The sequence below is a fragment of the Micromonospora sp. NPDC049366 genome, assembly GCF_044466625.1.
Lineage (GTDB): Bacteria > Actinomycetota > Actinomycetes > Mycobacteriales > Micromonosporaceae > Micromonospora.
In genome coordinates, this window is sequence record NZ_JBITMV010000017.1 from 108,170 (window position 1) to 128,250 (window position 20,081).

Consider the following 20,081-nt stretch of genomic DNA (forward strand, 5'->3'; position numbering starts at 1 on the left):
AGGTGAGAGGGAGGTCTACCGTGGCGTGGTCCTTCGGGCACTCGCTGATAGTGATATTGGCCGTGGTCCTGGGTCTGGCGGCCGGTTGGCTGCTGCGTGGTCTGCGAACCGCGCGTACCGGGCCATCCGGCGTGGACGGTGAGGTCGCCGGCACCGCCGTGCTGGCCACTCCGGCGCCCGCCGCAACCGTCGACGCCGACCCGGCGCCGGCGACCGTCGATCCGGCACCGACCGCGGTCGCCGACCCGCCCGTGGACACGGTCAGCGGGCCGGGTGCGACGGACACCGACGCCGCGCCGGTTCCGGCGACCGGTGTCGACCCGGCGGACATGGCGCTCACCGACGGCCCCGAGCCGGCCCCGGTGGTCGCGCCGCGACCCGCGCCGGACGCCGAGCGGACCGAGCCGGCCGCCGCCGACGAACCGATTGAACGGACCGAGCCGGCCGCCGTTGACGAGCCGGTCGAACCGGTCGAGCCGGTTGAGCCGGTCGCGGCGGACAAGCCGGTCGAGCCGGTCACGCCGGTCGAGCCGGTCACGCCGGTCGAGCCGGTTGAGCCGGTTGAGCCGGTCGCGGCGGACGAGCCGGTCGCCGCCGAGAAGCCGGTCTCGGACGACGAACCGGCCACGCCTGTTGAACCGGTCGCGCCTGTCGAGCCGGTCGCGGCCGAGGAGCCGGTCGCGGTCGCCGCGCCGGCACCGCGGCCCCCGGTCGCCACCCCGCCGGTACGCCCCGTCGCGGCGGCCTCGGTCGAGGTGGACGACTTCCGCCGGATCCAGGGCGTCGGCCCGAAGATGGCCGCGGCGCTGCAGGCGGCCGGGGTCCGGACCTACCGCCAGCTCGCCGAACTGGACGAGGCGGGCCTGCGCGAGGTCATCCGGGGTGCCGGCCTGCGGGCCGCGCCCGGCCTGGCCACCTGGCCGCAGCAGGCGAAGGTGCTCGCCGGCGCCTCGGACGACGTCACGTCGGCGCTGCCGACGGGCGGCACCGACCCGGCCTGACCAGCCCGGCTCCGTGTCGCCACGCGGGTGACCGCGGACGGCGGCACGGAGCCGGTCAGGGCGGCCAGGAAAATGGCAGAACAGGCACGTCCCGCTGCCGGCGTCGTTACGGTCGGACCTGGAGAAGACCCACCACCCGCCGAGCCGACCTGGTAGCCAGGAGCAGCCCGTGCCGCAGCGCGCGCCGGTACGTGACCCGGACGCCCCGCGCCGGGTGACCCTGCTCGAACTCTTCTTCGACCTCGTCTTCGTGGTCGCGCTCGCCCTCATCTCCCGCAATGTGGTGATCGGGCTGGACTGGCACACGGCGGGCCAGGGGCTGGTCATGCTCGCCGCCATCTGGTGGACCTGGGCCATCACCACCCTGGTCACCGACATGTACGACCCCGAACGTCCGCAGATCAAGATGCTGGTCGTCGCGGTGATGTTCGGCGCCCTGCTGATGACCACCGCGATCCCCGAGGCGTTCGAGGGACGCGGGCTGCTCTTCGCCGGCACGTACGTCGCGATCCACCTCGGCCGGGGGCTCTTCCTGATGCCGTTGGTGCGTCACGAGTCGCAGACCCGCCGACGGGCGATGCGGATCTTCATCTGGTTCGCCGTGTCGTCGGTGCCCTGGATCATCGGCGGGTTCGTCCACGACGAGGCGCGGCTGCTCTGCTGGGCCGTGGCCCTGGCCATCGACTACGGCGGCTTCCGGCTCGCCTACCCGGTCCCCGGCCTCGGCGTGGTGCCCACCGCCCAGCGCAACGTCTACGCCGAACATCTCGCCGAGCGCTACCAGCAGTTCTTCATCATCGCGCTCGGCGACTGCGTGCTGACCATCGGCACCGTCTTCAGCATGACCGACCTGGAGACGGAGAAGATCGCCTCGTTCGCGTTGGCGTTCAGCATCACCCTGCTGCTCTGGCGGATCTACGTGCACAAGTCCGGGGAGCTGCTCCCCGTCGCCATCGCCGCGTCCCGGACGCCCAGCACGTTCCTGAACACCGCCCCGTACACCCATCTGCTGATGGTCGCGGGGGTGGTGACCACCGCCGCCGGCTTCGACCTGATGCTGCACGACGTGGAGCCGCACACCCCGCCGGCGTGGACGGCGGTCATCCTCGGCGGCCCGGCGCTGTTCCTGGCCGGCCGCGCCGCGTTCGAGTACGAGGTGTTCAGCCGCGTGTCGCCCTCCCGTTTCGGCGGGCTGCTGGTCCTGCTCACCATCGCACCGGCCACCCTGTACGTCCGCCCGATGTTCACCGGGCTCCTCGCCATGCTGGTGCTGGCCGGCGTCGCCGTCGCCGACGCCTACCGCAGTTGGGGCCGACCGCCGGAGGCCCCCGCGCCACCGCACTGACCCGACCGCCGCGTCCCGACAACGTCGGGCCCGGGAACCCGCCCCACCCGAGCGGGCGAGGCGTCACACCAGCGCCTCCGCGTACTCCCGGATCCGCAACCGCTGGCGGGCGCCGGCCGCCAGACGCACCTGGAGCCCGAGCGGCGCCGCGGCCCTGCGGACCTCGTCGACGTGCAGCGAACCGTGCCGTTCCACGATGAGCACCGGCGGTTCCTCCCACTCCCCCTCCGGCAGGTGGAACGACAGCAGGGTCACCGAGGTCGGCAGGTAGGCCGGGTACGCGGTACGGGCCGCCGCCTCGTCGCGGTGCGCCACCACGACCAGGTCGGGCAGGTGGGCGAACTCGGCGGCAATGGCGTCGGCTTTCCAGTGCGCCGGCTCCTCCGTCGCGCCGGTGAGGTGCCGCGACCGGTTCGCCGAGGTGATGTAGAGGTGGTCCACGCCGGCCTCCGCGGCCGCCCGCGCGAGGAAGGCATTCGACGGGCAGACCGTGCCGGGCGCGATGACCTGCGCGGTCCGGATGCCCCGGTCGTGCTGGGTCAGGTGCTCCGGCAGCCCGTCCGCGGCCGGGCCCCGGAAGCCGAACGGGCCGGCGGCGTAGAGGGCGTCCATCAGCTGACGCACCCGCCGCTCCGGTAGCCGGGGCGAGATCCGCGTCCAGTCGAACAGCGCCGGGATGCGGTATGCGGCGGCGCTCACGCTGCCCACCTGGTCCACCGGCCGACCCTTGGCCAGGTTGACCCGTCGCACGGTGTCCGCGTCGGGGCGGGCGACGATCGCGTAGAAGTTCGCGAAGGCGGTCGCCACGACCGCGCCGTCGGCCAGCGCGCGAGCCGCCGCCGCCACATCCGCGGGGCGGTCGATGTGCAGGTGCGGGGTGCGGACGTCCATGGCGCTCCTCCTCGGCGGGTTGCCGTAGCCAGTTCTACGTCCGCACCCGCGGGTGACGCCCGAGGTCGGTCCTCGATCCGATAGCCGACGACCACGACGTCGTACGACCGGACGAGCTGTCCCGGTACCACCCGGACGCCGGTGATGGTCCGGACGGCCGAGCCGGTCCGCCGATCGGTGGCACCGTTAGCCGTTCGACGCGACTGGGTACAACGCGTGCACCTCGACCCACCACAAACCCTTCGGGAGGCATGCGATGCGCGGCAGTTCGATACTCGGAGTCATCGTCGTCATCTGGCTCATCATCGGTGCGATCGCCGCCGGCCAGCGCGGCTACTACAGCGGCGACGACACCAACTGCGCGGAGGCCGGCACCATCCTCGTGACCATCGTCGCCGGTCCGCTGAACTACATCGGGGCGAACCCGAAGGTCGACTGCGAGCTCCCCCAGCCGTCCAAGTAGGACATCCCCGCCGCATCCCGGCCCGCGTCCGTGAGGGGCGCGGGCCGTGTCGCGTACGCGTCAAGGCGCAGGTCACGTACGGCAGAGGTGGCACGGCGCACCACCTTCAACCCGTCCTAGGAGGCTGGGTTGACGGGTCGGCCGGAGGCCCTGCCTGTATCGCGTGCCCGCGACCCGCCTCGCCCGGCGGCGCGGAGGGCGCGGGCGGCCGGGGTGACCCGGTGGACGGGTCGGTGTCGTCAGCGGAAGCAGTGGGCCACCGCTGGCGTGTTGCCCGCACAGTTGGTCGGTTCGTTCTCGACGATGACGCTCTCGTCGTCGATGCGGGCCCGGGCGTGGTGGGCGAAGACGCCACCCGGCGCCACCGTCGCCGCGTTCCAGGTGATCCGGCTGGTGTAGACGGAGACCTGCCCGGCGAGGGCGTGGATGCCGCCGCCCTTCGACGCGGCGCCGACCGCCTCGTTGCCGGTCACGTCGCTGCCCCGGACGAGCAGGTTGGACTTGTCGGCGTAGATACCGCCGCCGGCTCCGTGGGTGGTGTTCCCGGCCACCACGCTGTCGTCGAGCGGTAGCAGTCCCTTGACCGTGGAGATGCCGCCGCCGTTGACCGTCGAGGTGTTGTCCCGGATCGTCATCTTGCGCAGCACCAGCACCGCGTCGGAGTTGGCGAGCCCGCCGCCGACCTGTGCGGAGTTGCCGAGCACCTTGGTGTCGAAGACCTTGGTCCGGGCCGAGAAGCTGGCCAGTCCCCCGCCCTGCGCCGCGCTGTTCTGCACGAAGGTGCTGGTCTCGACCTCGGCCGCACCGCGGTAGTTGCCCAGCCCGCCGCCGTACGCGTTGGCGCTGTTCTGGTGGAAGCGCGAGCCGCGCAGCGTGAGCACGCCTCCGTTGAGCAGGCCTCCGCCCTTGCCCGCAGCGCCGGCCGCGCTGTTGCCGACGAAGGTGCTGTCCCGGACGACCATGTTGCCGTCGTTGAAGACCCCACCGCCCCCGCCTTCGGCGGAGAGGGAGGTGCTGTGGGTGACGGTGGTGTGCTCGAGGACCGCCGTCGCGCCGTGCACGACGTGGACGGCGCCGCCCTCGATCTTGGACCGCCCGTTGTGCAGGGTGAGGTTGCGCAGGGTCAGCTCACCCCCGTCCCGCACGGTGAAGAAGCGGAAGTCCTCGGCGTGGACGTCCCGCGCGATGGTGGCGCCCTCGCCCTCGACGGTGATCGCGTGGTAGATCACCGGCAGGCCCGCCTTGTCGTCCTCCGGCTTGTGCTTCGGGGCCTCGGCGTCTCCCGGGGTCTCCGCGGCGTCGGCCGCCTCCCGGGCGTCGCGGATCCCGCCGTCGTACTCGTCGGCCTGATGGAACGCCTGGCTCAGCGTGTAGGTGCACTTCGCGGCGAGCCGCAGCGACCCGCCACCCTCGGCGTTGGCCTGGACGAGCGCGGCGATCAGCTTGGCCCCGTCGCACGGCACCGACACCACCTCGTGCCGCCCGGTCCCCGGCCCGTCGGCGGGCTGTCGGCCCGGCTCACCGCGATCGCCCTGCCGGTCGGGCCCGCCGCCGTCGCGGCCGTCCCCCTCGCGGCCGTCGGGGCGGCCGGCGCCGTCACCGGACGGTTCACCCGGGCGCCCCGCGGCGCCGCCGGGTGCCGAGCTCGCGTCGTCCCCGCGCAGCACTCCGGCCAGGTCCAGCGCCGGAAAGTCCCGGTCGCCGGCCGTGGCGGCGACACCGTTGAACCCGGCCACCCCGACGACCAGGCTGCCCGCGAGCAGTCCGCCGGCTAAGAACCACCGTGAGCGTCGCCTGGGTCGTGCTGCCCGTCGGCCTCCGTGGTACGTGGACATCCTCTCCTGCCTCCCTGCCTGGCACGACCGCGCCGACAATCGGGCGCGGGATGAGCGACAGGCCGTCGACCCACCAGACGTCACGATAAGAGGCCAATCCGGACAAGGAGTTCTGGACGTGAATAGTCGTACCATTCGTGTCTGCCACCCGTCGGGCAGCGGCGCGGTCGTCAGCCGCCGACGTGGATGCCGGGACGACGGGCGGGGTCGGGCTCGGACCGACGGATGATCTCCCGCACGACGGGCGGCGTGTCGCCCCGCCCGAGGATCAGGTAGCGCAGCAGATGCGCCAACGGGCTCCCCTCCGACCACTCGAAGTGCGCGTGCGGCCGGACGCCGGTCACGTCCCGCAGCGCCAGGAGGATCGCCGCGATCGCGTTCGGCACCGCCGGGCTGCCGGCCCGCAGCACCCGGAACCCGCCCACCTCCACCCCCTGCACCCGCAGGACCCGGCTGAACTCCGACGGGTCGATCACATCGATCTCCAGGAAGAGCACGTCCGCGGCACCGGGCACCGGGTTCATCCCGCGCTGCGCCCGCTCCTTGACCGTGTACTCCTTGACCGCCCCGCTGTGCCGCTTGTTGGCGATCAGGTGCAGGCGTCCGTCGTGGGCCAGCGACTCGGCGAGGAACCGGCGGGCCGGCTCGTCGAACTCGATCCGCTCGGCCCGAAGCTCCGTGGTCCGGGACACCCGGGAGATCAGCGAGACCACGATGATCCCCAGGATGAACAGGCCGGAGATGGCGATGCCGTCGGGATGTTCGACGATGTTGTCACCCAGCGCGTACAGCAGCACCAGGGTGAGCACGGTGAAGCCGGCGGCGGCGACGCGGTGGTTGTGGTGGGCCGCGGAGATGGTCACCGCGACCGCACCGGAGACCATCATCGCCAGGATGCCGGTGGCGTACGCGCCGGCCTGCGCGTTCACGTCCGCCCGGAAGGCCAACGTGATCACGACGCTCACGAGGGTGTAGACCAGCACGACCGGACGCACCGCGCGGCCCCACTCCGGTGCCATCCCGTACGACGGCAGGTAGCGGGGCACGATGTTGATCAGCCCGGCCATCGCCGAGGCGCCCGCGAACCACAGGATCAGCACGCTGCTGATGTCGTACACGGTGCCGAAATGCTCCCCGAGGTGGGTGTGCGCGAGGAAGGCGAGGGCCCGCCCGTTGGCCGCGCCACCGGGCTGGAACTCCTCGGGTGGGATGAGCGCGGTGGTGACGAAGGTGCTCAGCAGCAGGTACACCGACATGATCAACGCGGCGGTCGTGAGGAGTTTGCGGGTGTTGCGGATCCGGGCCGCCAGTCTCGCCTCGGTGTCCGCGCCGCGGGCCGAGACCAGCGGCATCATGCTCACGCCGGTCTCGAAACCGGACAGCCCCAGCACCAGCAGCGGGAAGGCGAGCGCGGCGGTGAGGACCAGGTCGCCGGCGCCGCCGACGTCGCCGAGCGCCCGGGTCCAGTCCGACAGGGGCGCCGGGTCCTCGCCGATCCGGACGATCGAGACGGCGACGATCACGGCGTTCAACACCAGGAAGACGGCGACCAGCGGAATGGCCACCACCACCGCCTCACGGAAGCCGAGTAGGAACACCCCGCCCAGGATCAGCAGCAGCGCGACCGTGACCGCGACGGCCGCCGTCTGATTGTCGGCGCCCGCGGGCAGATAGGGGTTCTCCAACAGGTGTACGGTCGCGTCCGCCGAGGAGAGCGTGATCGTGATGATCCACGAGGTGGCCACGAAGCCGAGCAGGACCAGCACGAAGAACTTGCCCCGCCAGAACGGCAGCAGCCGCTCCAGCATCGCCACCGAACCCTGCCCGTGCGGGCTCTCCCGGGCGACCCGGCGGTACATGGGCAGCATGCCGGCCAGCGTGAGGGCGACGATGAGCAGCGTCGCGACCGGGGAGAGCGCCCCGGCGGCGACCGCCGCGATGCCGGGCAGGTACGACAGGGTCGAGAAGTAGTCGACGCCGGTCAGGCACATGACCTGCCACCACGGGTGCGACGGCGTCTGCCCCTCCGTCGCCTCCGGGCCGACGGGCGGCACCCGGTGCCGGAACAGCCACCGGCGCAGCGGACCCGGCGGCGGCGCGGCGCGCCCCGGGCTCGGCACCCACTCCGGGACGGTGACGCGTCGGCCGCTGGGCTCGGGGCGGCTGGGGTCGCGGGCGGCGCGCAGCGCCGGGTCCGGCCCGGCCGGCCGTTGCCGGCGCCGACGGGCACGACCCGGTTGCGCCTCGTGCTCCTCAGTCATGCTCCCGTCCCACCTCGGAGTCCCTGCCACGACGGTAGGCGGTTGATCTGGCACCGCCGGGCGGAACGGGGAAGCCGGGACCACCGGTCGGCGTCGGCTGGGACCTTGGGTGGGCGACCCGGTGCGGACGGATCCCGGCAGCCAGAGCGCCGTGCGACCCGGGCAGGCACGGTGCGGGGCGGCCTGGGGCGGGCGGGCACGGTGCGGCCGAGCTGGGGCGGGCACGGTGCGGGCCGGCCGACACCCCCCGGGCCGGCCGGCCCTCCGGTCCCCCGTGGGACCAATCACGGCGTCCCCCGGCTCGTCCGCCGCCCCCGTGACGGCGGACGCGCCGGTCGGTGGGGATCGCCGACCGCCCGGTCGTCGCGCCGGGCGCCCCCGCGGTACGTGTCCCCGCGTTCCGCCCCCCGGACGGAACGCGGGAACCCCCCGTCCCGGCTACTGCAGGAACGCCCCGAGGGGCGAGAGAAGCAGCCGGCCGAGCGCGGACGCGGTGTCATCCAGCCGCGCGCGCTCACACTCGTGGGCGGTGGGGTCGTGCCGGCACCGCCAGATCTTCTGCGCGTTACGCCAGGCGACATCGCGGGTGTACTCGACCAGCTCACCCTGGTACCAGTCGTCGATGTCGCCGTTGAGCATGTCGATGAGCAGCTGCCACCGCTCCAGGAAGCCCCGCCGCAACCCGGGGATCTTCTCGGCGAAGATGTTGTTGATCTCCAGGTAGTCGCGGTGCTGGTCGCTGCCGTCGACCGGCTCGGACTCCAGGTGGGCGAACGTGGTGACCAGCGCGAACGGCAGGTCGAAGTTGATGTGCGCGTTGACCCCGGCCGCGGCCGACGGCAGTGGACGGGCGTCCGGGCCGCGCATCCGCTCGAACAGGCAGGACCACGCCTTCGGGGTGCCCGGGCTGGAGTCGGTCCAGAGCCGCAGCGCGTCGAAGTAACGGGCGGCGAACTCCACGTCCAGCCGGGACAGGAACACCGGGTCGACGAAGCGGTCGTCGTAGAGCCCGTCCAGCACGGTCGTGGTGATGGTCAGGTAGAGCTTGTTGAAGTCCGCCAGTGGACAGCTGTCGAGCAGCGGCGGAAGCCGCACCAGCATGTCCTGGAGCTTGGTGAGGTGGTCGACCACCGCCGGCACGTCAGCGGGGTGATCGGCGAGCAGGTCGACGATGTCCCGATGCACGGGCCCCCAGACCGGTTCGGTCATCTCTCCTCCACAGGTGGTCGACGGCACCTCGGCGCCGCTGGCGACAGGGCAGAGCCTTCCAGCCGACACTGTCCGCCGGATCAGTAGAACGACGTATACGTACACGCGCGAACGCGCCGGGCTCAGCCTCGGCCGTTACGTAGGTAGATCGCGCTGGCCTGGACGCGCGTACGGACCTGGAGCTTGTCGAAGATATGCGACACGTGCACGCCGATGGTCCGCTCGCTGATGAACAGCCGCTGGCCGATCTCCTTGTTGGTCAACCCCTCGGCCACCGCGGCGAGCACCTCCCGCTCCCGCGCGGTGAGCACCGCCAGCTCGTCGTCGGCCGACCGGGACTCCGTCGCGTCCCGACCGCCCGGCTGCTCGCGCTCGTCCAGCGCGACGCGCGCCCGAACGGCCAACGTCTTGATCTCCGACGTCAGCGGCACCGCGCCGAGGCCCTGCGCCACCTGGTAGGCCTCGCGCAGCAGCTTGCCGGCGGTCGCCACCCGGCTGCGCCGGGCCAGCAGCGCCTCAGCCTGCCGCAGCCGCGAGTACGCCGCCGGGTAGGGGTGGTTGCGGCGTTCCCACTCGACCACCGACCGGGCCCACAGCTCCGGGTCGTTGCCGTTCAACCGGCCCACCTCGGCTGCGCAGAGCGCCAGGAAGCCGTCGACCACGTCGCGGACCGGCCGCGCGGCCTTCTCGCTCTTGCGCGCCACCCGGTCGGCCACGTCGCGCAGCCGCCGCACCGCCGTCTCGTCGACCGCCACCGTCCGGCTGGCGTGCGCCTCGGCCTCGGCGCGCAGGCCGTGCCAGACCAGCGCGGCGAGGATCCCCACGTCGTCGGAGCGGATCTCGGTGAGGCCGCGCTGCACCGCCTGCCGCGCGAGGTCGTGCCGCCCCTGCCACATGGCCAGGCCGGCGCGCAGGGTCAGCAGCGGAATCACGTGCCGGGCGCCACCACCGGCGAGCACGGTCGCCACCGAGTCGAGATCACGATCGGCGGCCTCGATGTCGCCGTAGCCGACCGAGAGGCGGCAGCGGGCCAGCAGCAGCTCCACCGCGTCCGCGCCGGACGGGCGGTGCCGCAGCGCGGCCGCGACCACCTTCTCCGCCTCGGCCCACTGCCCGACCCGGAACAGTCCGTTGGTGGCGATGGCCAGCAGCCGGGTCTCCCAGGTGCGCCCCAACCCCAGCTCGGCGACCCGCTCGGCACCCCGGCGGGCCACCACCACACCCTCCTCCAGGATGTTGAGCGGGCCGGTGAGCAGTTCGGCGAGGTGCAGGTACGCGAACGCGACGTCCTCCGGCCGCCCGGACCGCTCGGCGGTGGCGAGCGCACGGCGCATCACCGCGAGGCCGGCGTCCGGGTCCTCCAGGTACGCCTCGCTGAAGCCCAGCGCCGAACTCGCCAAGACCACCTCGGTCGTCGAGCCCTCCACCACGGCCGCCAGGTCCAGCGCCTCGCGTGCGCGCTGACCGGCGTCGGCGTACCGGCCGAGGTGCAGCAGCAGCTCCGCCAGGTGGGCGGCCGCCGTGGCCCGCTCGCGGGGCGTGCAGTCCGGCGCTTCCAGCACCCGCTCGTACTCCGTCTCGGCGAGCGCCGAGCGGCCGGCGGCGGCCAGATAGCGGGCCCGCCGGATGTGCAGCGCGCAGGACGACATCCCGTTGTCCCGCGCCAGCTCCTCCAGCAGAGCCAGCGCGCGGGCGTGCTCGCCGCTGTGGTGGGCCGCCTCGGCCGCGTGCCCCAGCAGCTCCGCCCGGTCGACCTCGAGTGGCCCGCCGGTCGGGGCGTCGGCCAGTTGCAACGCCGCCGACCAGTGCCGGTGCGCCTCCGTGTAACCGTGCAGACGCTCCGCCTCCTGCGCCGCGGCCATCGCGGCGGGCAGCGCCCGCGCCGGCTCGCCGGCCAGCCGCCAGTGATGGGCCAGCCGGGCCTGGTGCAGCTCCGCCTCGGCCGAGGTGAGCGCCTCCGCGTAGCGGCGGTGCAGGCCGGACCGTTCGGCCGGCAGCAGCTCGTCCACCAGGACCTCGGCGACCAGCCGGTGGCGCAGCCGGTAGCCGTCGTCGGCGCTCACCAGCAGCCGGTGCGCGACGGCGGCCCGCACCGCCTCGATCAGCTCCTGCTCGGGCAGCCGCACCACCTGGGCCAGCAGCCAGTGGTCGACCGGTTCCACGCCGGCCGCGACGGCGTGGACGACCGCGTGGGCGTGCTGGGGTAACGCGTCCACCCGGGCCAGGAAGATCTCCCGCAGGGTGTCGGACAGCCCGTCGCGGCCGTCGCGCAGGTCGCGGGCCAGCTCCTCGATGACGAAGGGGTTGCCGCCGCTGCGCCGCCACACCTGCTCGGCGGCTTCGGCGGCGAGCGGCCGGCCGACCACGGCCGCCGCCAACTGCTCGGTGTCCGCCCGGTCCAACGGCATCAGGTCACGCACGCGCACCGTCCGCAGTCGGCGCAGCTCGGTGAGCACCCGGCGCAGCGGATGCGCGCCCTGCAGCGACTCGGCCCGCACCGCGGCGAGCACGGAGAGCTGAAGGTCGCCCAGGCCGGCGAGCAGGTAGAGCAGCAGCTGGCGAGTGCTGCGGTCGACCCACTGAAGGTCGTCCAGCACCAGCACGAGGGGCCGGCCCTCGGCGATGAGGTGCAGGCCGCGGGAGACCCGCTCCAGCAGCGCGCCCGCGCCGTCCGGCCCGCCGGTCTCGTCGGCGAACATCTGCAGCAGTCCGCGCACGGCGGAGGAGGTGCGGGCCTGCGCGGCGGTCAGCTCGGCGTCGAAACGCCGCAGCGCCTGCAGCAGCGGGTGCAGGGGTGAGGCGTCGCCGATGTCCAGGCAGGACCCGGTGAGCACCAGGGCGCCGCCCTCGCGCAGCCGCGCGCTCACCTCACGCAGCAGGCGGGTCTTGCCCACGCCGCTCTCGCCGGTGAGGAAGACGGCCGCGGTGTGCCCCTGCGCGAGATCGTCGAGCAGCGCCGACCGGACCTCCCGCAGCAGGTCGGCCCGGCCGACGAGTGGTGCAGTGTCCACATCGCTGGCCATGGCAGGAAGCCTAATCACACGTCCCCGCACTGTTCTACGGCCACTTCCCGCATGTGGTACTCCTCGCGTCGACATTGCGACCAAAGGTTGCGGAGGTCAGACATACGTCGTCCTACGGATCCCCCGTCGGCCCAGGGGTGCGAGTCTCCGGAGGTCGTCAGCCAATCACCAGGGGAAAGGCAGGTGGGAGCCGATGTCCACGACCGTCGCCGGGCCACCGGTCCCGTCGCCACGCTGGCCGGTTCCGGAGGAACGACGGACGGTCACTGTCCTGTTCGTCGACATCGTCGGCTCCACCGCGCTGGTGGACCGGCTCGACCCGGAGGACGTGCGGGCGCTGCAACAGGCGTACTTCGACACCGTCGGACGGGTGCTGCGGCGCTGGCACGGCGTCGTGGAGAAGTACGTCGGCGACGCCGTCATGGCCCTGTTCGGCGCGCGCGAGTCGGACGGGTACGACGCGTACCGGGCGGTGCGGGCGGGCCTGGAGATCCAGAAGGCGCTCGATGGTCGTCCCCTGGTCGACGGCACCGCGGTCCGGGTGCGGGTGGGCGTCGCCACCGGTGAGGCCGTCGTCGACCTCGCCGCGGCCCGCACCGGCGGGCACGGCGTCGCCAGCGGCGCGGTGATCACCACGGCGGCCCGCCTTCAGGGGTGCGCGGCGCCCGGCGCGGTGGCCCTCTGCGCGGCCACCCACCGCGCCACGGCCGGCCTGGTCACGCAGCGCCGACTCGCCCCGGTGACGGTGCCCAACCGGGTGCCGCCGATGGACGTCTGGCACGCGGTCGGCGCGGCCGCACCGCCCCTGCCCCGACACGACGGGCCGCTGGTCGGGCGCCGCCGCGAACTCGCCGGCGCCCGGGACCAGATCGTGCGGGCCGTCCGCGAACGCAGCCCACGCTGGGTCGCGCTGGTGGGCCCCGCGGGCAGCGGACGCAGCCGACTGCTGCACGAGCTGACCCAGGCGGTCGACACGGTGGACGGGGTGCCGGTCCGCTGGTGCGTGACGGCCTGCCCGCCGTACCCGGAGCAGCCGCTGGCCCCGGTGGCCGACCTGCTACGCGGGCTCGTGGGCGTCCGGGCCGGCGACCCGGCGGTCCGCGACCGGCTGGCCGCCCTGCTGGCCGGGCTGCTCCCGCCGAGCCGGCTAACGGCCGCGCTCTCCGCGCTGGAGCGGCTGCTCGCCGCGCCGGACGGCAGCGCCGACGCGGCCGCCGGGGCCGGCTGGTGCCAGGAGGTGCTGCTGCGCCTCGCCGCGCGCGGGCCGGTCGTCGTGGCCGTGGACGACTCGGACCGTGCCACGCCCGCGGTCGACCGGTTCCTGCACCGCCTCTTCACCGCGGCCGCGGCGCGCGACCTCCCGCTGGCCGTGGTCGCGCTGCACAGTCCGGACCGGGCGGGCGCGCTGGTGGCGCCGCACCGGCACAGCGTGGTGACGGTGGGCCCGCTCGCCCCGGTGCAGACCGGGCGGCTGCTGCGCCACCTGCTGACCCGCGCGGGCCGGCCGGTGTCCCTGGTCGACCGGCTGCTCCCGCTGGTCGGCGGCCGACCCGGCCATGCCGTCGCCTACGTCCGCTCCCTCGTGGACGGCGAGGACCCGCGCACCACGCCGCTGCCCGAGTCGCTGCACCGGGCGGCCGCGGCCGAACTGGACCGGCTTTCCGGCATGGGACGCGCCGTCGTCATGGCCGCGGCCACCCTCGACGCCCGGTTCACCCCGACGGCCGTGGCCCGGCTGCTCGGCCGGACGGCCGACGAGATGCTGCCGCTGCTGCGGTCCCTGGTCGACGCCGGACTCCTCGTTGCCCGCACCGCCGGCACGTACGCGATCGCGACGCCGGCGCTGCGCCGCGTCGCCGCCGGGCGCCTGCCGCGCCGGACGCGGGCGGTGTTCGCCGCGCGCGGCGCGGACGTCGAGCCGACGGCGCCCCGCCGGCCCGGCGGTGCCCGGTGCGCGCCGCCGCGCGTGGCCGACCCGAACCACGGTGCTCCCCCGCCGCAGGCGCGCGTCGACCGGGCCGAACCCGGGTCGGCACCCGCGACCGCCGCCGGTCGGCACCTGACGGTCGTGGCGGGCCGCCCAGCGACCCTCGCACCGGAGCGGGCGCCGCGCCCACCGGGGTGGTCCCGGCCCTCGGTCCGGCTCCCCACCGCGGTACGCGGCACGCCCATGACCGCTCCTGCGGCGGACTCGGCGCGCCGCGAGGGGGACGGGAGGACCACGCCGTCGGCCGGTTCGGCGCGACGTGACGGGATCGGGGCGGCAACGGCCGGCGTGCTCCTGACGGCGGTCGCGGGGCCTGCCTGGACCGCCCGGTCGTCGGTGCCGAAGGTGCGACGGCGAGCGCCCGGCGCGGCCCGGGACGGCCATCCGGTGCCGCCGTCGTGGCGTCGGTCGACGCCCGGACCCGCCCCCGGTGGTGGGGTGGCGGCGCTCTCGGGGGCGGCCGCCTGACGGGCGGGCGGCCTCGGCGGCGAGCCGGATGCGCAGCCGCGCCCGGTCGGGTCGGGTCGGCGGAGGTGGCAGCCGGTCGGTCAGCGGGCGTCGAGGAAGGACCGGACGCGGGCCCAGGTCGCCGCGGTGGCCGCCGGGTCGTGGTCGGGCACCCCCGGGTCGGTGAAGAGATGACCGGCACCCGGGTAGCGGAAGACCTCCAGCGCGGCGCCCGCCGCCGTCATCGCCTGCGACCACTCGTCGAGCTCCTCCGGCGGCTCGTACTGATCCGGGTCGGCGAGGTGCAGCTGGACGGGCAGGCCGGGGCGGACGGCCTCCGGTGAGCCACCCGAGCCGTGCAGGAGGAGCAGCCCGGCGGTCTCGGGACGCTCCGCGAGCAGGGCTCCGGCGATCCCGGCGCCCATGGACATGCCGGCCAGCACGGTACGCGCCGGCAGCTCCTCGACCGCGTCGCGCGCCCGGTCGAGCACCACGTCCCGCCCGATCGTCTCCAGCAGGGCGAACCCGTCCTCGACGCTGTCGACGGGCGGTACGCCGTACAGGTCGGGGGTGACGACCTGGTGCCCGGCGGCGCGCAGCCGGTCGGCGGCGGCCAGGACGGCGGGCCGCAGCCCGTACACGGAGTGGAACAGCACGACGGATGGCATCGGATCATCGTGCCGCAGCCGGGCGGCGTCGGCGAGCCGCCGGGCCGGGCCGGTGTGCCGCCGGTTGCCAGGCCCGCGTCGGGTCCGGTCAGCCGCAGCGCTGCGAGACGCGCGACCGGCTCGACCCCCGGCGTGCCCCGTGAGCGGGGCCGGGGTTCAGCCCGCGGGCGGCGACGAGTCGGCGCGCCCCTCCGGCCGGGTGGCGAGGGTGCGGCTGCGTCCCCGGAACTCGGCGATCACCTCGCCGTCGTCGCGGGTGACGGTGACGTCGTAGATGCCGCTGCGGCCGTAGCGGGTGCGCTCGGTGGCGCGGGCGGTCAGCAGGTCACCGGCGCGCGCCGGCCGGACGAAGGTGATCTCTCCGCCGGCCGCGACGGTGACCGGTCCCCAGCTGTTGCAGGCCAGCGCGAAGGCGGTGTCGGCGAGCAGGAAGACGAAGCCGCCGTGGGCGATGGCGTGACCGTTCACCATGTCGGCGGCGACCCGCATCCGGGCCACCGCCGCGCCGTCGGCGGCCTCGACCAGCTCGATGCCGAGCCCGCGTGAGGCCAGGTCGGCGTCGAACATGTCGTACGCGGCGTTGGGCTCCCCGCCCACGTCAGCCCGCCCGCCGCTGGTCGACGATCCGCCGCATCTTGCCCATGGACCGCTCCACCCCGTCCGGGGCGATCACGTCGACGGCCACGCTCACCCCGACGGTGTTCTTGACGAGTTCGACCAGGGCGGCGCCGGCCCGCTCCGCCGCGTCGAGCGCCACCCCGGTGCGCCGTTCGACCCGGACGGTGAGGGTGTCCATCCGGCCCTGCCGGTCCAGGACGCACTGGAAGTGCGGGGACAGCTCCGGGGTTCGCAGGATCAGCTCCTCGATCTGGGTCGGGAACACGTTGACCCCGCGGACGATCATCATGTCGTCGGTGCGTCCGGTGATCTTCTCGATCCGGCGCATCGGCCGGGCGGTGCCCGGCAGCAGCCGGGTCAGGTCACGGGTGCGGTAGCGGACGACCGGCATCGCCTCCTTGGTCAGCGAGGTGAGCACCAGCTCGCCCCGCTCCCCGTCGGGCAGCACCGCACCGGTGACCGGGTCGATGATCTCCGGGTAGAAGTGGTCCTCCCACAGGTGCAGGCCGTCCTTGGTCTCGACGCACTCGTTGGCCACGCCGGGGCCCATGACCTCGGAGAGGCCGTAGATGTCGACGGCGTGCATGTCGAGGCGCTGCTCCATCTCCCGGCGCATGTCCTCGGTCCACGGCTCCGCGCCGAAAATGCCCACCCGCAGGGAGGTGGTACGCGGGTCGACGCCCTGACGCTCCATCTCGTCGACGATGGCCAGCATGTAGCTGGGGGTGACCATGATGACCTCGGGCTCGAAGTCGCGGATCAGCATGACCTGCCGCTCGGTCATGCCACCGGACACCGGGATGACGGTGCAGCCCAACTCCTCGGCCCCGTAGTGCGCGCCCAGGCCGCCCGTGAACAGGCCGTAGCCGTAGGCGACGTGCACCCGGTCGCCCGGTCGCCCACCGGAGGCGCGGATCGACCGGGCCATCAGGCGGGCCCAGGTGGTCAGGTCGGCGCGGGTGTAGCCGACGACGGTGGGTCGGCCGGTGGTGCCGGACGAGGCGTGCAGCCGGGCGATCTGCTCCCGGGGCACCGCGAACATGCCGAACGGGTAGTTCTCCCGCAGCTCCGCCTTGCCGGTGAACGGGAAGCGAGCCAGGTCGTCGAGGTCGCGCAGGTCGTCCGGGTGTACCTGCGCCGCGTCGAACGCACGCCGGTAGTGGGGCACGTTGTCGTACGCGTGCCGCAGCGACCAGCGCAGCCGCTCGCGCTGCACCGACCGCAGTTCGTCGACGCCGGCCCGCTCGATGGGCTCCAGGTCCTCGGGGCGTGGGGTGCGATCCCGCATCGTTCCTCCTGCACGGCGACGGTGGACGCCTCGGCACCGCGCCCGCCGGTCCGCGTACCGTACGCCCACCCCGGCCGGCGCCGCCGCACGGGTCGGCGGGCGGCGGTCAGACGACGAGGAGGGTCTTGCCGATCGTCGAGCGGTCCTCGATCGCCCGGTGCGCGTCCGCGGCCCGCTCCAGCGGGAACGTCTGACCGATGAGGGGTCGGATCCCGTCCGTCGCCGCCGCGTCGAGGGCGTCCCGCAGGTACCGGAGCCGCTGCTCGGGGGTGAACCGCACGTCGGCGATGCCGACCACGGTGACGCCCCGGGTCCGCGCGTCGGTCTCGTCGGGCACGGCGAACCCGCCGGCCGGGGTGCCGTGGGCGGAGAACCAGCCGCCGTCGCGGAGCAGGGTGAACGCGGCCCGGCCGTAGTCGCCGCCGGCGCCGTCGAGGACCACGTCCAAGCCGCCGGTCGCCGCCCGGACCCGCGCGGTCCAGCCCGGCTCGGCGTAGTCGACGGCCAGGTCGGCGCCGAGGCGGTACAGCGCCGCACGCTTGGTCTCGCCCCGGGCGGCCGCCACGACGTACGCGCCGGCGGCGCGGGCCCGCTGCACGAGGAGCGCGCCCAGCCCGCCCGCCGCGGCGGTGACGAGGACCCGGTCGTCGGGGCGTACGGGCACGAGGTCGCACAGCCCGGCGGCGGTCACCCCATCGTGCAGCAGGGCCGCGGCCTCGGCCAGCGACACCTCCTCGGGGACCGGGAGGGTGGCGTCGGCGGACACCACGGCGCGTTCCAGATAGCCGCCGCGCTCGTCGGTGCGAGCGACGACGCGCCGGCCGGTCCAGGCCGGGTCGACGCCGACGCCGACCGCCTCGACCGTCCCGGCCACGCCCCCGCCCGGGCGGTAGGGCGGGGTGACGGGGAAGTACGTTCCGCCGAGGCCGCGTCGGATCGCCGTCTCCACCCAGAGCACGTCGGCGACCGCCACCCGCAGCAGGAGCTCACCCGGCCCGGGCACCGGCTCCGGCACCTCGGTCAGCGTCAGCACCTCCGGGCCGCCGAACGCCCCCACCTCGATCACCCGCACGTCGTCCTCCGCCTCGCTCGGTCGTACAGGACCCAGCCTGAACGGTGAAGCGGGGTTGAGGTCAAACCGGCGGTCGCGTCCGCGCGTACGGCGGGTGACCAAGCGGGGGCCGGACGGCGCCCGGACCTCGCGGCCGATCATCGCCCTGCCACTCTTTCCTAATCGCAAATTCTTTGCAACAAGCCCTGGACTGTCGACTCGGGACGTCACTAGCCTCTCCGTCATGAGTCCTCACATCACCGACGCCGCGGCGTGGCAGGAGAGCTGGGACCGGCAGCAGGAGGCGTACCTGCCCGACCGGGAACACCGGTTCACCGCCTTGCTCGACGCGGTCGACGCGGTCACCGACGGCGCGCCGCCCCGCCTGCTCGACCTGGCCGGCGGCACCGGCACCATCTCCCTGCGAACGCTGGCGCGCTTCCCCGGCGCCGACGTGACCCTGGTCGACCTCGACCCGGCGCTACTGGCCATCGCGGAGGCGTCCCTCGCCAGCCGCGCCACGGTGGTCACCGCCGACCTCGGCCGCCCCGACTGGACCGCTGCGCTGCCCCACCGCGAGTACGACGCAGTGCTGACCGCCACCGCCCTGCACTGGCTGCCCGCCGACCGACTCACCCGGCTCTACGCGGAGATCCGCGGCGTGCTGCGCCCCGGTGGCATCCTGGCCAACGCCGACCACATGCCCGACGACGCGCTGCCCGAGTTGACCAAGCGGCTCACCGCCCGGGCCCAGACCCGCCGCGCCGCCCGGTACGCCGCCGGCGCAGTTGCGTCGTGGTCGGACTGGTGGGAGCGCGCCGGCGCGGACCCGTCCCTGGCCCCGCTCGTCGAGCGCCGGCACGCGATCTACCCGGCCGGACACGGTCCGGAGTGGATTCCGCCGGTCTCCTGGCACCTCGCCGCGCTGACCGACGCCGGCTTCACCGAGGTCGGCACCCTCTGGCGCGGCGGCGCGGACGCGGCAGTAGTCGGACTCCGCTGACCGCCCCACCGTGGCCGGCATATCCTGACCTCCCGCGATCTTGCACATCGCGCCCCGACATCCGCGACAGAACGGACTCGTCACGGGCCGAAACCGCAAGATCGCGGTGATGACGGGCGGGGGGCGGGAGTAGCAGGTGGTGGAGTCCGACGGACGGCGGGTGGACCCGGACGTCGATCTGGCCGTCGGGCGTGACCGGCGGGAACTCGGAGCGCGGCCGGCGGCGGTGCTCGCCGCGATCGCCGCCGGCGGGGTGCTCGGGGCACTGGCCCGCGCCGGCCTCCAGGCCGCCTTCCCGCACGGCCCGACGGGCTTCCCCGGCGCCACCCTCGGCATCAACGTCACCGGCTGCCTGCTGATCGGCGTGCTGATGGCGGTGCTCCGGCACCACGACGGCGGGCCGCCACTGGCCCGACCGTTCCTCGGCGTCGGGATCCTCGGCGGCTTCACCACCTTCTCCACGTACGTCGTCGACATCCGGCTGGCCCTCGCGGCGGGAGCGCCCGGGGTGGCCCTCGCCTACCTGGCGGCGACCCTGGTGGGCGCGCTCGTCGCCGTCTGGGTCGGCGACGCCCTCACCGGACGACTGCTCGGACGCGACGATCGGCGCACCCGGTGACCGTGCTGCTCGTCGCGATCGGCGCGGCCGTCGGCGCGCCACTGCGCTACCTCACCGACCGGGCCGTGCAGGCCCGGTTCGGGTCCGCCTTCCCGTGGGGCACGCTGACCGTCAACGTGATCGGGTCGCTCGTGCTCGGGGTCGTCGTCGGGCTGCCCACCGGCCCGGCGGTGACCGCGCTGCTCGGCACCGGCTTCTGCGGCGCGCTCACCACCTGGTCGACCCTGAGCTACGAGACGTTGGGGCTGGCCCGGGCCGGCGACCGGCTGCCCGCCCTGGCCAACGTGTTCGGCAGCCTCGCCGCCGGGCTCGCCGCCGCCAGCGCCGGCTACGCCCTGGCGCGGGCGTTCACCGGCTGAGACCCGCCGGCCG

Annotated in this window: 16 protein-coding genes; 7 read left to right on the top strand and 9 right to left on the bottom strand. The window is 74.4% G+C overall.

The window, feature by feature from the left end:
* Positions 1–20 precede the first annotated feature (20 nt).
* Both ACIBTV_RS23695 and ACIBTV_RS23700 read left to right on the top strand, forming a co-directional pair.
* Positions 21–1,001, top strand: coding sequence for a hypothetical protein (locus ACIBTV_RS23695; RefSeq protein ID WP_396708147.1), 981 nt, complete (start codon positions 21–23; stop codon positions 999–1,001).
* Between the two features lie 169 nt (positions 1,002–1,170).
* Positions 1,171–2,346, top strand: coding sequence for a low temperature requirement protein A (locus ACIBTV_RS23700; protein ID WP_396708149.1), 1,176 nt, complete (start codon positions 1,171–1,173; stop codon positions 2,344–2,346).
* 63 nt (positions 2,347–2,409) lie between these two features.
* Here ACIBTV_RS23700 and ACIBTV_RS23705 read toward each other — a convergent pair whose 3' ends face one another.
* Positions 2,410–3,237, bottom strand: coding sequence for a hypothetical protein (locus ACIBTV_RS23705; RefSeq protein ID WP_396708150.1), 828 nt, complete (start codon positions 3,235–3,237; stop codon positions 2,410–2,412).
* Between the two features lie 256 nt (positions 3,238–3,493).
* Between ACIBTV_RS23705 and ACIBTV_RS23710 the strand changes: the two genes are divergently transcribed.
* Positions 3,494–3,700: a hypothetical protein gene (locus tag ACIBTV_RS23710; protein WP_396708152.1), complete on the top strand. Its 207-nt coding sequence runs from the start codon at positions 3,494–3,496 to the stop codon at positions 3,698–3,700.
* A gap of 239 nt (positions 3,701–3,939) precedes the next feature.
* On the opposite strand, the gene ACIBTV_RS23715 is transcribed toward ACIBTV_RS23710, so the two are convergent.
* From ACIBTV_RS23715 to ACIBTV_RS23730, 4 genes are all read right to left on the bottom strand, one after another.
* On the bottom strand, positions 3,940–5,535 hold the full coding sequence (locus tag ACIBTV_RS23715) for a hypothetical protein (protein WP_396708154.1): 1,596 nt from the start codon (positions 5,533–5,535) through the stop codon (positions 3,940–3,942).
* 170 nt (positions 5,536–5,705) lie between these two features.
* Positions 5,706–7,796, bottom strand: coding sequence for an amino acid transporter (locus ACIBTV_RS23720; RefSeq protein WP_396708156.1), 2,091 nt, complete (start codon positions 7,794–7,796; stop codon positions 5,706–5,708).
* A 438-nt stretch (positions 7,797–8,234) separates the two neighbouring features.
* Positions 8,235–9,005: a DUF5995 family protein gene (locus ACIBTV_RS23725; RefSeq protein ID WP_091589026.1), complete on the bottom strand. Its 771-nt coding sequence runs from the start codon at positions 9,003–9,005 to the stop codon at positions 8,235–8,237.
* 122 nt (positions 9,006–9,127) lie between these two features.
* Positions 9,128–12,028 carry a helix-turn-helix transcriptional regulator gene (locus ACIBTV_RS23730; protein ID WP_396708158.1) on the bottom strand — a complete coding sequence of 967 codons (2,901 nt, stop codon included), beginning with the start codon at positions 12,026–12,028 and terminating at the stop codon, positions 9,128–9,130.
* Positions 12,029–12,221: 193 nt separating this feature from the next.
* On the opposite strand from ACIBTV_RS23730, the gene ACIBTV_RS23735 reads away from it, so the two are divergent.
* Positions 12,222–14,483 carry an adenylate/guanylate cyclase domain-containing protein gene (locus ACIBTV_RS23735; protein WP_396708160.1) on the top strand — a complete coding sequence of 754 codons (2,262 nt, stop codon included), beginning with the start codon at positions 12,222–12,224 and terminating at the stop codon, positions 14,481–14,483.
* Positions 14,484–14,563: 80 nt separating this feature from the next.
* Here the strand turns inward: ACIBTV_RS23735 and ACIBTV_RS23740 are convergent, their stop codons facing one another.
* The 4 genes from ACIBTV_RS23740 to ACIBTV_RS23755 form a co-directional block, all read right to left on the bottom strand.
* Entirely contained in the window at positions 14,564–15,130 is a 567-nt protein-coding gene (locus tag ACIBTV_RS23740; RefSeq protein ID WP_396708162.1) for a dienelactone hydrolase family protein, read from the bottom strand.
* Positions 15,131–15,286: 156 nt separating this feature from the next.
* Positions 15,287–15,697 carry a hydroxyphenylacetyl-CoA thioesterase PaaI gene (gene paaI / locus ACIBTV_RS23745; RefSeq protein WP_396708251.1) on the bottom strand — a complete coding sequence of 137 codons (411 nt, stop codon included), beginning with the start codon at positions 15,695–15,697 and terminating at the stop codon, positions 15,287–15,289.
* Positions 15,698–15,728: 31 nt separating this feature from the next.
* The gene (gene paaK, locus ACIBTV_RS23750) at positions 15,729–17,036 is read right to left on the bottom strand and encodes a phenylacetate--CoA ligase PaaK (protein ID WP_396708164.1); all 1,308 of its coding nucleotides are present in this window, start codon (positions 17,034–17,036) and stop codon (positions 15,729–15,731) included.
* Between the two features lie 106 nt (positions 17,037–17,142).
* Positions 17,143–18,108 (bottom strand): zinc-binding dehydrogenase, encoded by a 966-nt coding sequence (locus tag ACIBTV_RS23755; RefSeq protein ID WP_396708166.1) that lies wholly within the window; start codon positions 18,106–18,108, stop codon positions 17,143–17,145.
* Positions 18,109–18,331: 223 nt separating this feature from the next.
* On the opposite strand from ACIBTV_RS23755, the gene ACIBTV_RS23760 reads away from it, so the two are divergent.
* The 3 genes from ACIBTV_RS23760 (at position 18,332) to crcB (ending at position 20,068) form a co-directional block, all read left to right on the top strand.
* Positions 18,332–19,090, top strand: a complete 759-nt coding sequence (locus ACIBTV_RS23760; protein ID WP_396708168.1) for a class I SAM-dependent methyltransferase — start codon at positions 18,332–18,334, stop codon at positions 19,088–19,090.
* 136 nt (positions 19,091–19,226) lie between these two features.
* Positions 19,227–19,709, top strand: a complete 483-nt coding sequence (locus ACIBTV_RS23765) for a fluoride efflux transporter FluC (RefSeq protein WP_396708170.1) — start codon at positions 19,227–19,229, stop codon at positions 19,707–19,709.
* Positions 19,706–20,068 (top strand): fluoride efflux transporter CrcB, encoded by a 363-nt coding sequence (crcB, locus tag ACIBTV_RS23770; protein ID WP_396708172.1) that lies wholly within the window; start codon positions 19,706–19,708, stop codon positions 20,066–20,068. The genes ACIBTV_RS23765 and crcB overlap by 4 nt, the downstream gene beginning before the upstream one ends.
* Positions 20,069–20,081 lie beyond the last annotated feature (13 nt).

What these genes read in the sequence shown, in the direction of transcription:
- ACIBTV_RS23705 (WP_396708150.1), bottom strand. Translation starts at nt 3,237, where the DNA reads ATGGACGTCCGCACCCCGCACCTGCACATCGACCGCCCCGCGGATGTG.
- ACIBTV_RS23710 (WP_396708152.1), top strand. Translation starts at nt 3,494, where the DNA reads ATGCGCGGCAGTTCGATACTCGGAGTCATCGTCGTCATCTGGCTCATC.
- ACIBTV_RS23715 (WP_396708154.1), bottom strand. Translation starts at nt 5,535, where the DNA reads ATGTCCACGTACCACGGAGGCCGACGGGCAGCACGACCCAGGCGACGC.
- ACIBTV_RS23720 (WP_396708156.1), bottom strand. Translation starts at nt 7,796, where the DNA reads ATGACTGAGGAGCACGAGGCGCAACCGGGTCGTGCCCGTCGGCGCCGG.
- ACIBTV_RS23725 (WP_091589026.1), bottom strand. Translation starts at nt 9,005, where the DNA reads ATGACCGAACCGGTCTGGGGGCCCGTGCATCGGGACATCGTCGACCTG.
- ACIBTV_RS23730 (WP_396708158.1), bottom strand. Translation starts at nt 12,028, where the DNA reads ATGGCCAGCGATGTGGACACTGCACCACTCGTCGGCCGGGCCGACCTG.
- ACIBTV_RS23735 (WP_396708160.1), top strand. Translation starts at nt 12,222, where the DNA reads ATGTCCACGACCGTCGCCGGGCCACCGGTCCCGTCGCCACGCTGGCCG.
- ACIBTV_RS23740 (WP_396708162.1), bottom strand. Translation starts at nt 15,130, where the DNA reads ATGCCATCCGTCGTGCTGTTCCACTCCGTGTACGGGCTGCGGCCCGCC.
- paaI (WP_396708251.1), bottom strand. Translation starts at nt 15,697, where the DNA reads ATGTTCGACGCCGACCTGGCCTCACGCGGGCTCGGCATCGAGCTGGTC.
- paaK (WP_396708164.1), bottom strand. Translation starts at nt 17,036, where the DNA reads ATGCGGGATCGCACCCCACGCCCCGAGGACCTGGAGCCCATCGAGCGG.
- ACIBTV_RS23760 (WP_396708168.1), top strand. Translation starts at nt 18,332, where the DNA reads ATGAGTCCTCACATCACCGACGCCGCGGCGTGGCAGGAGAGCTGGGAC.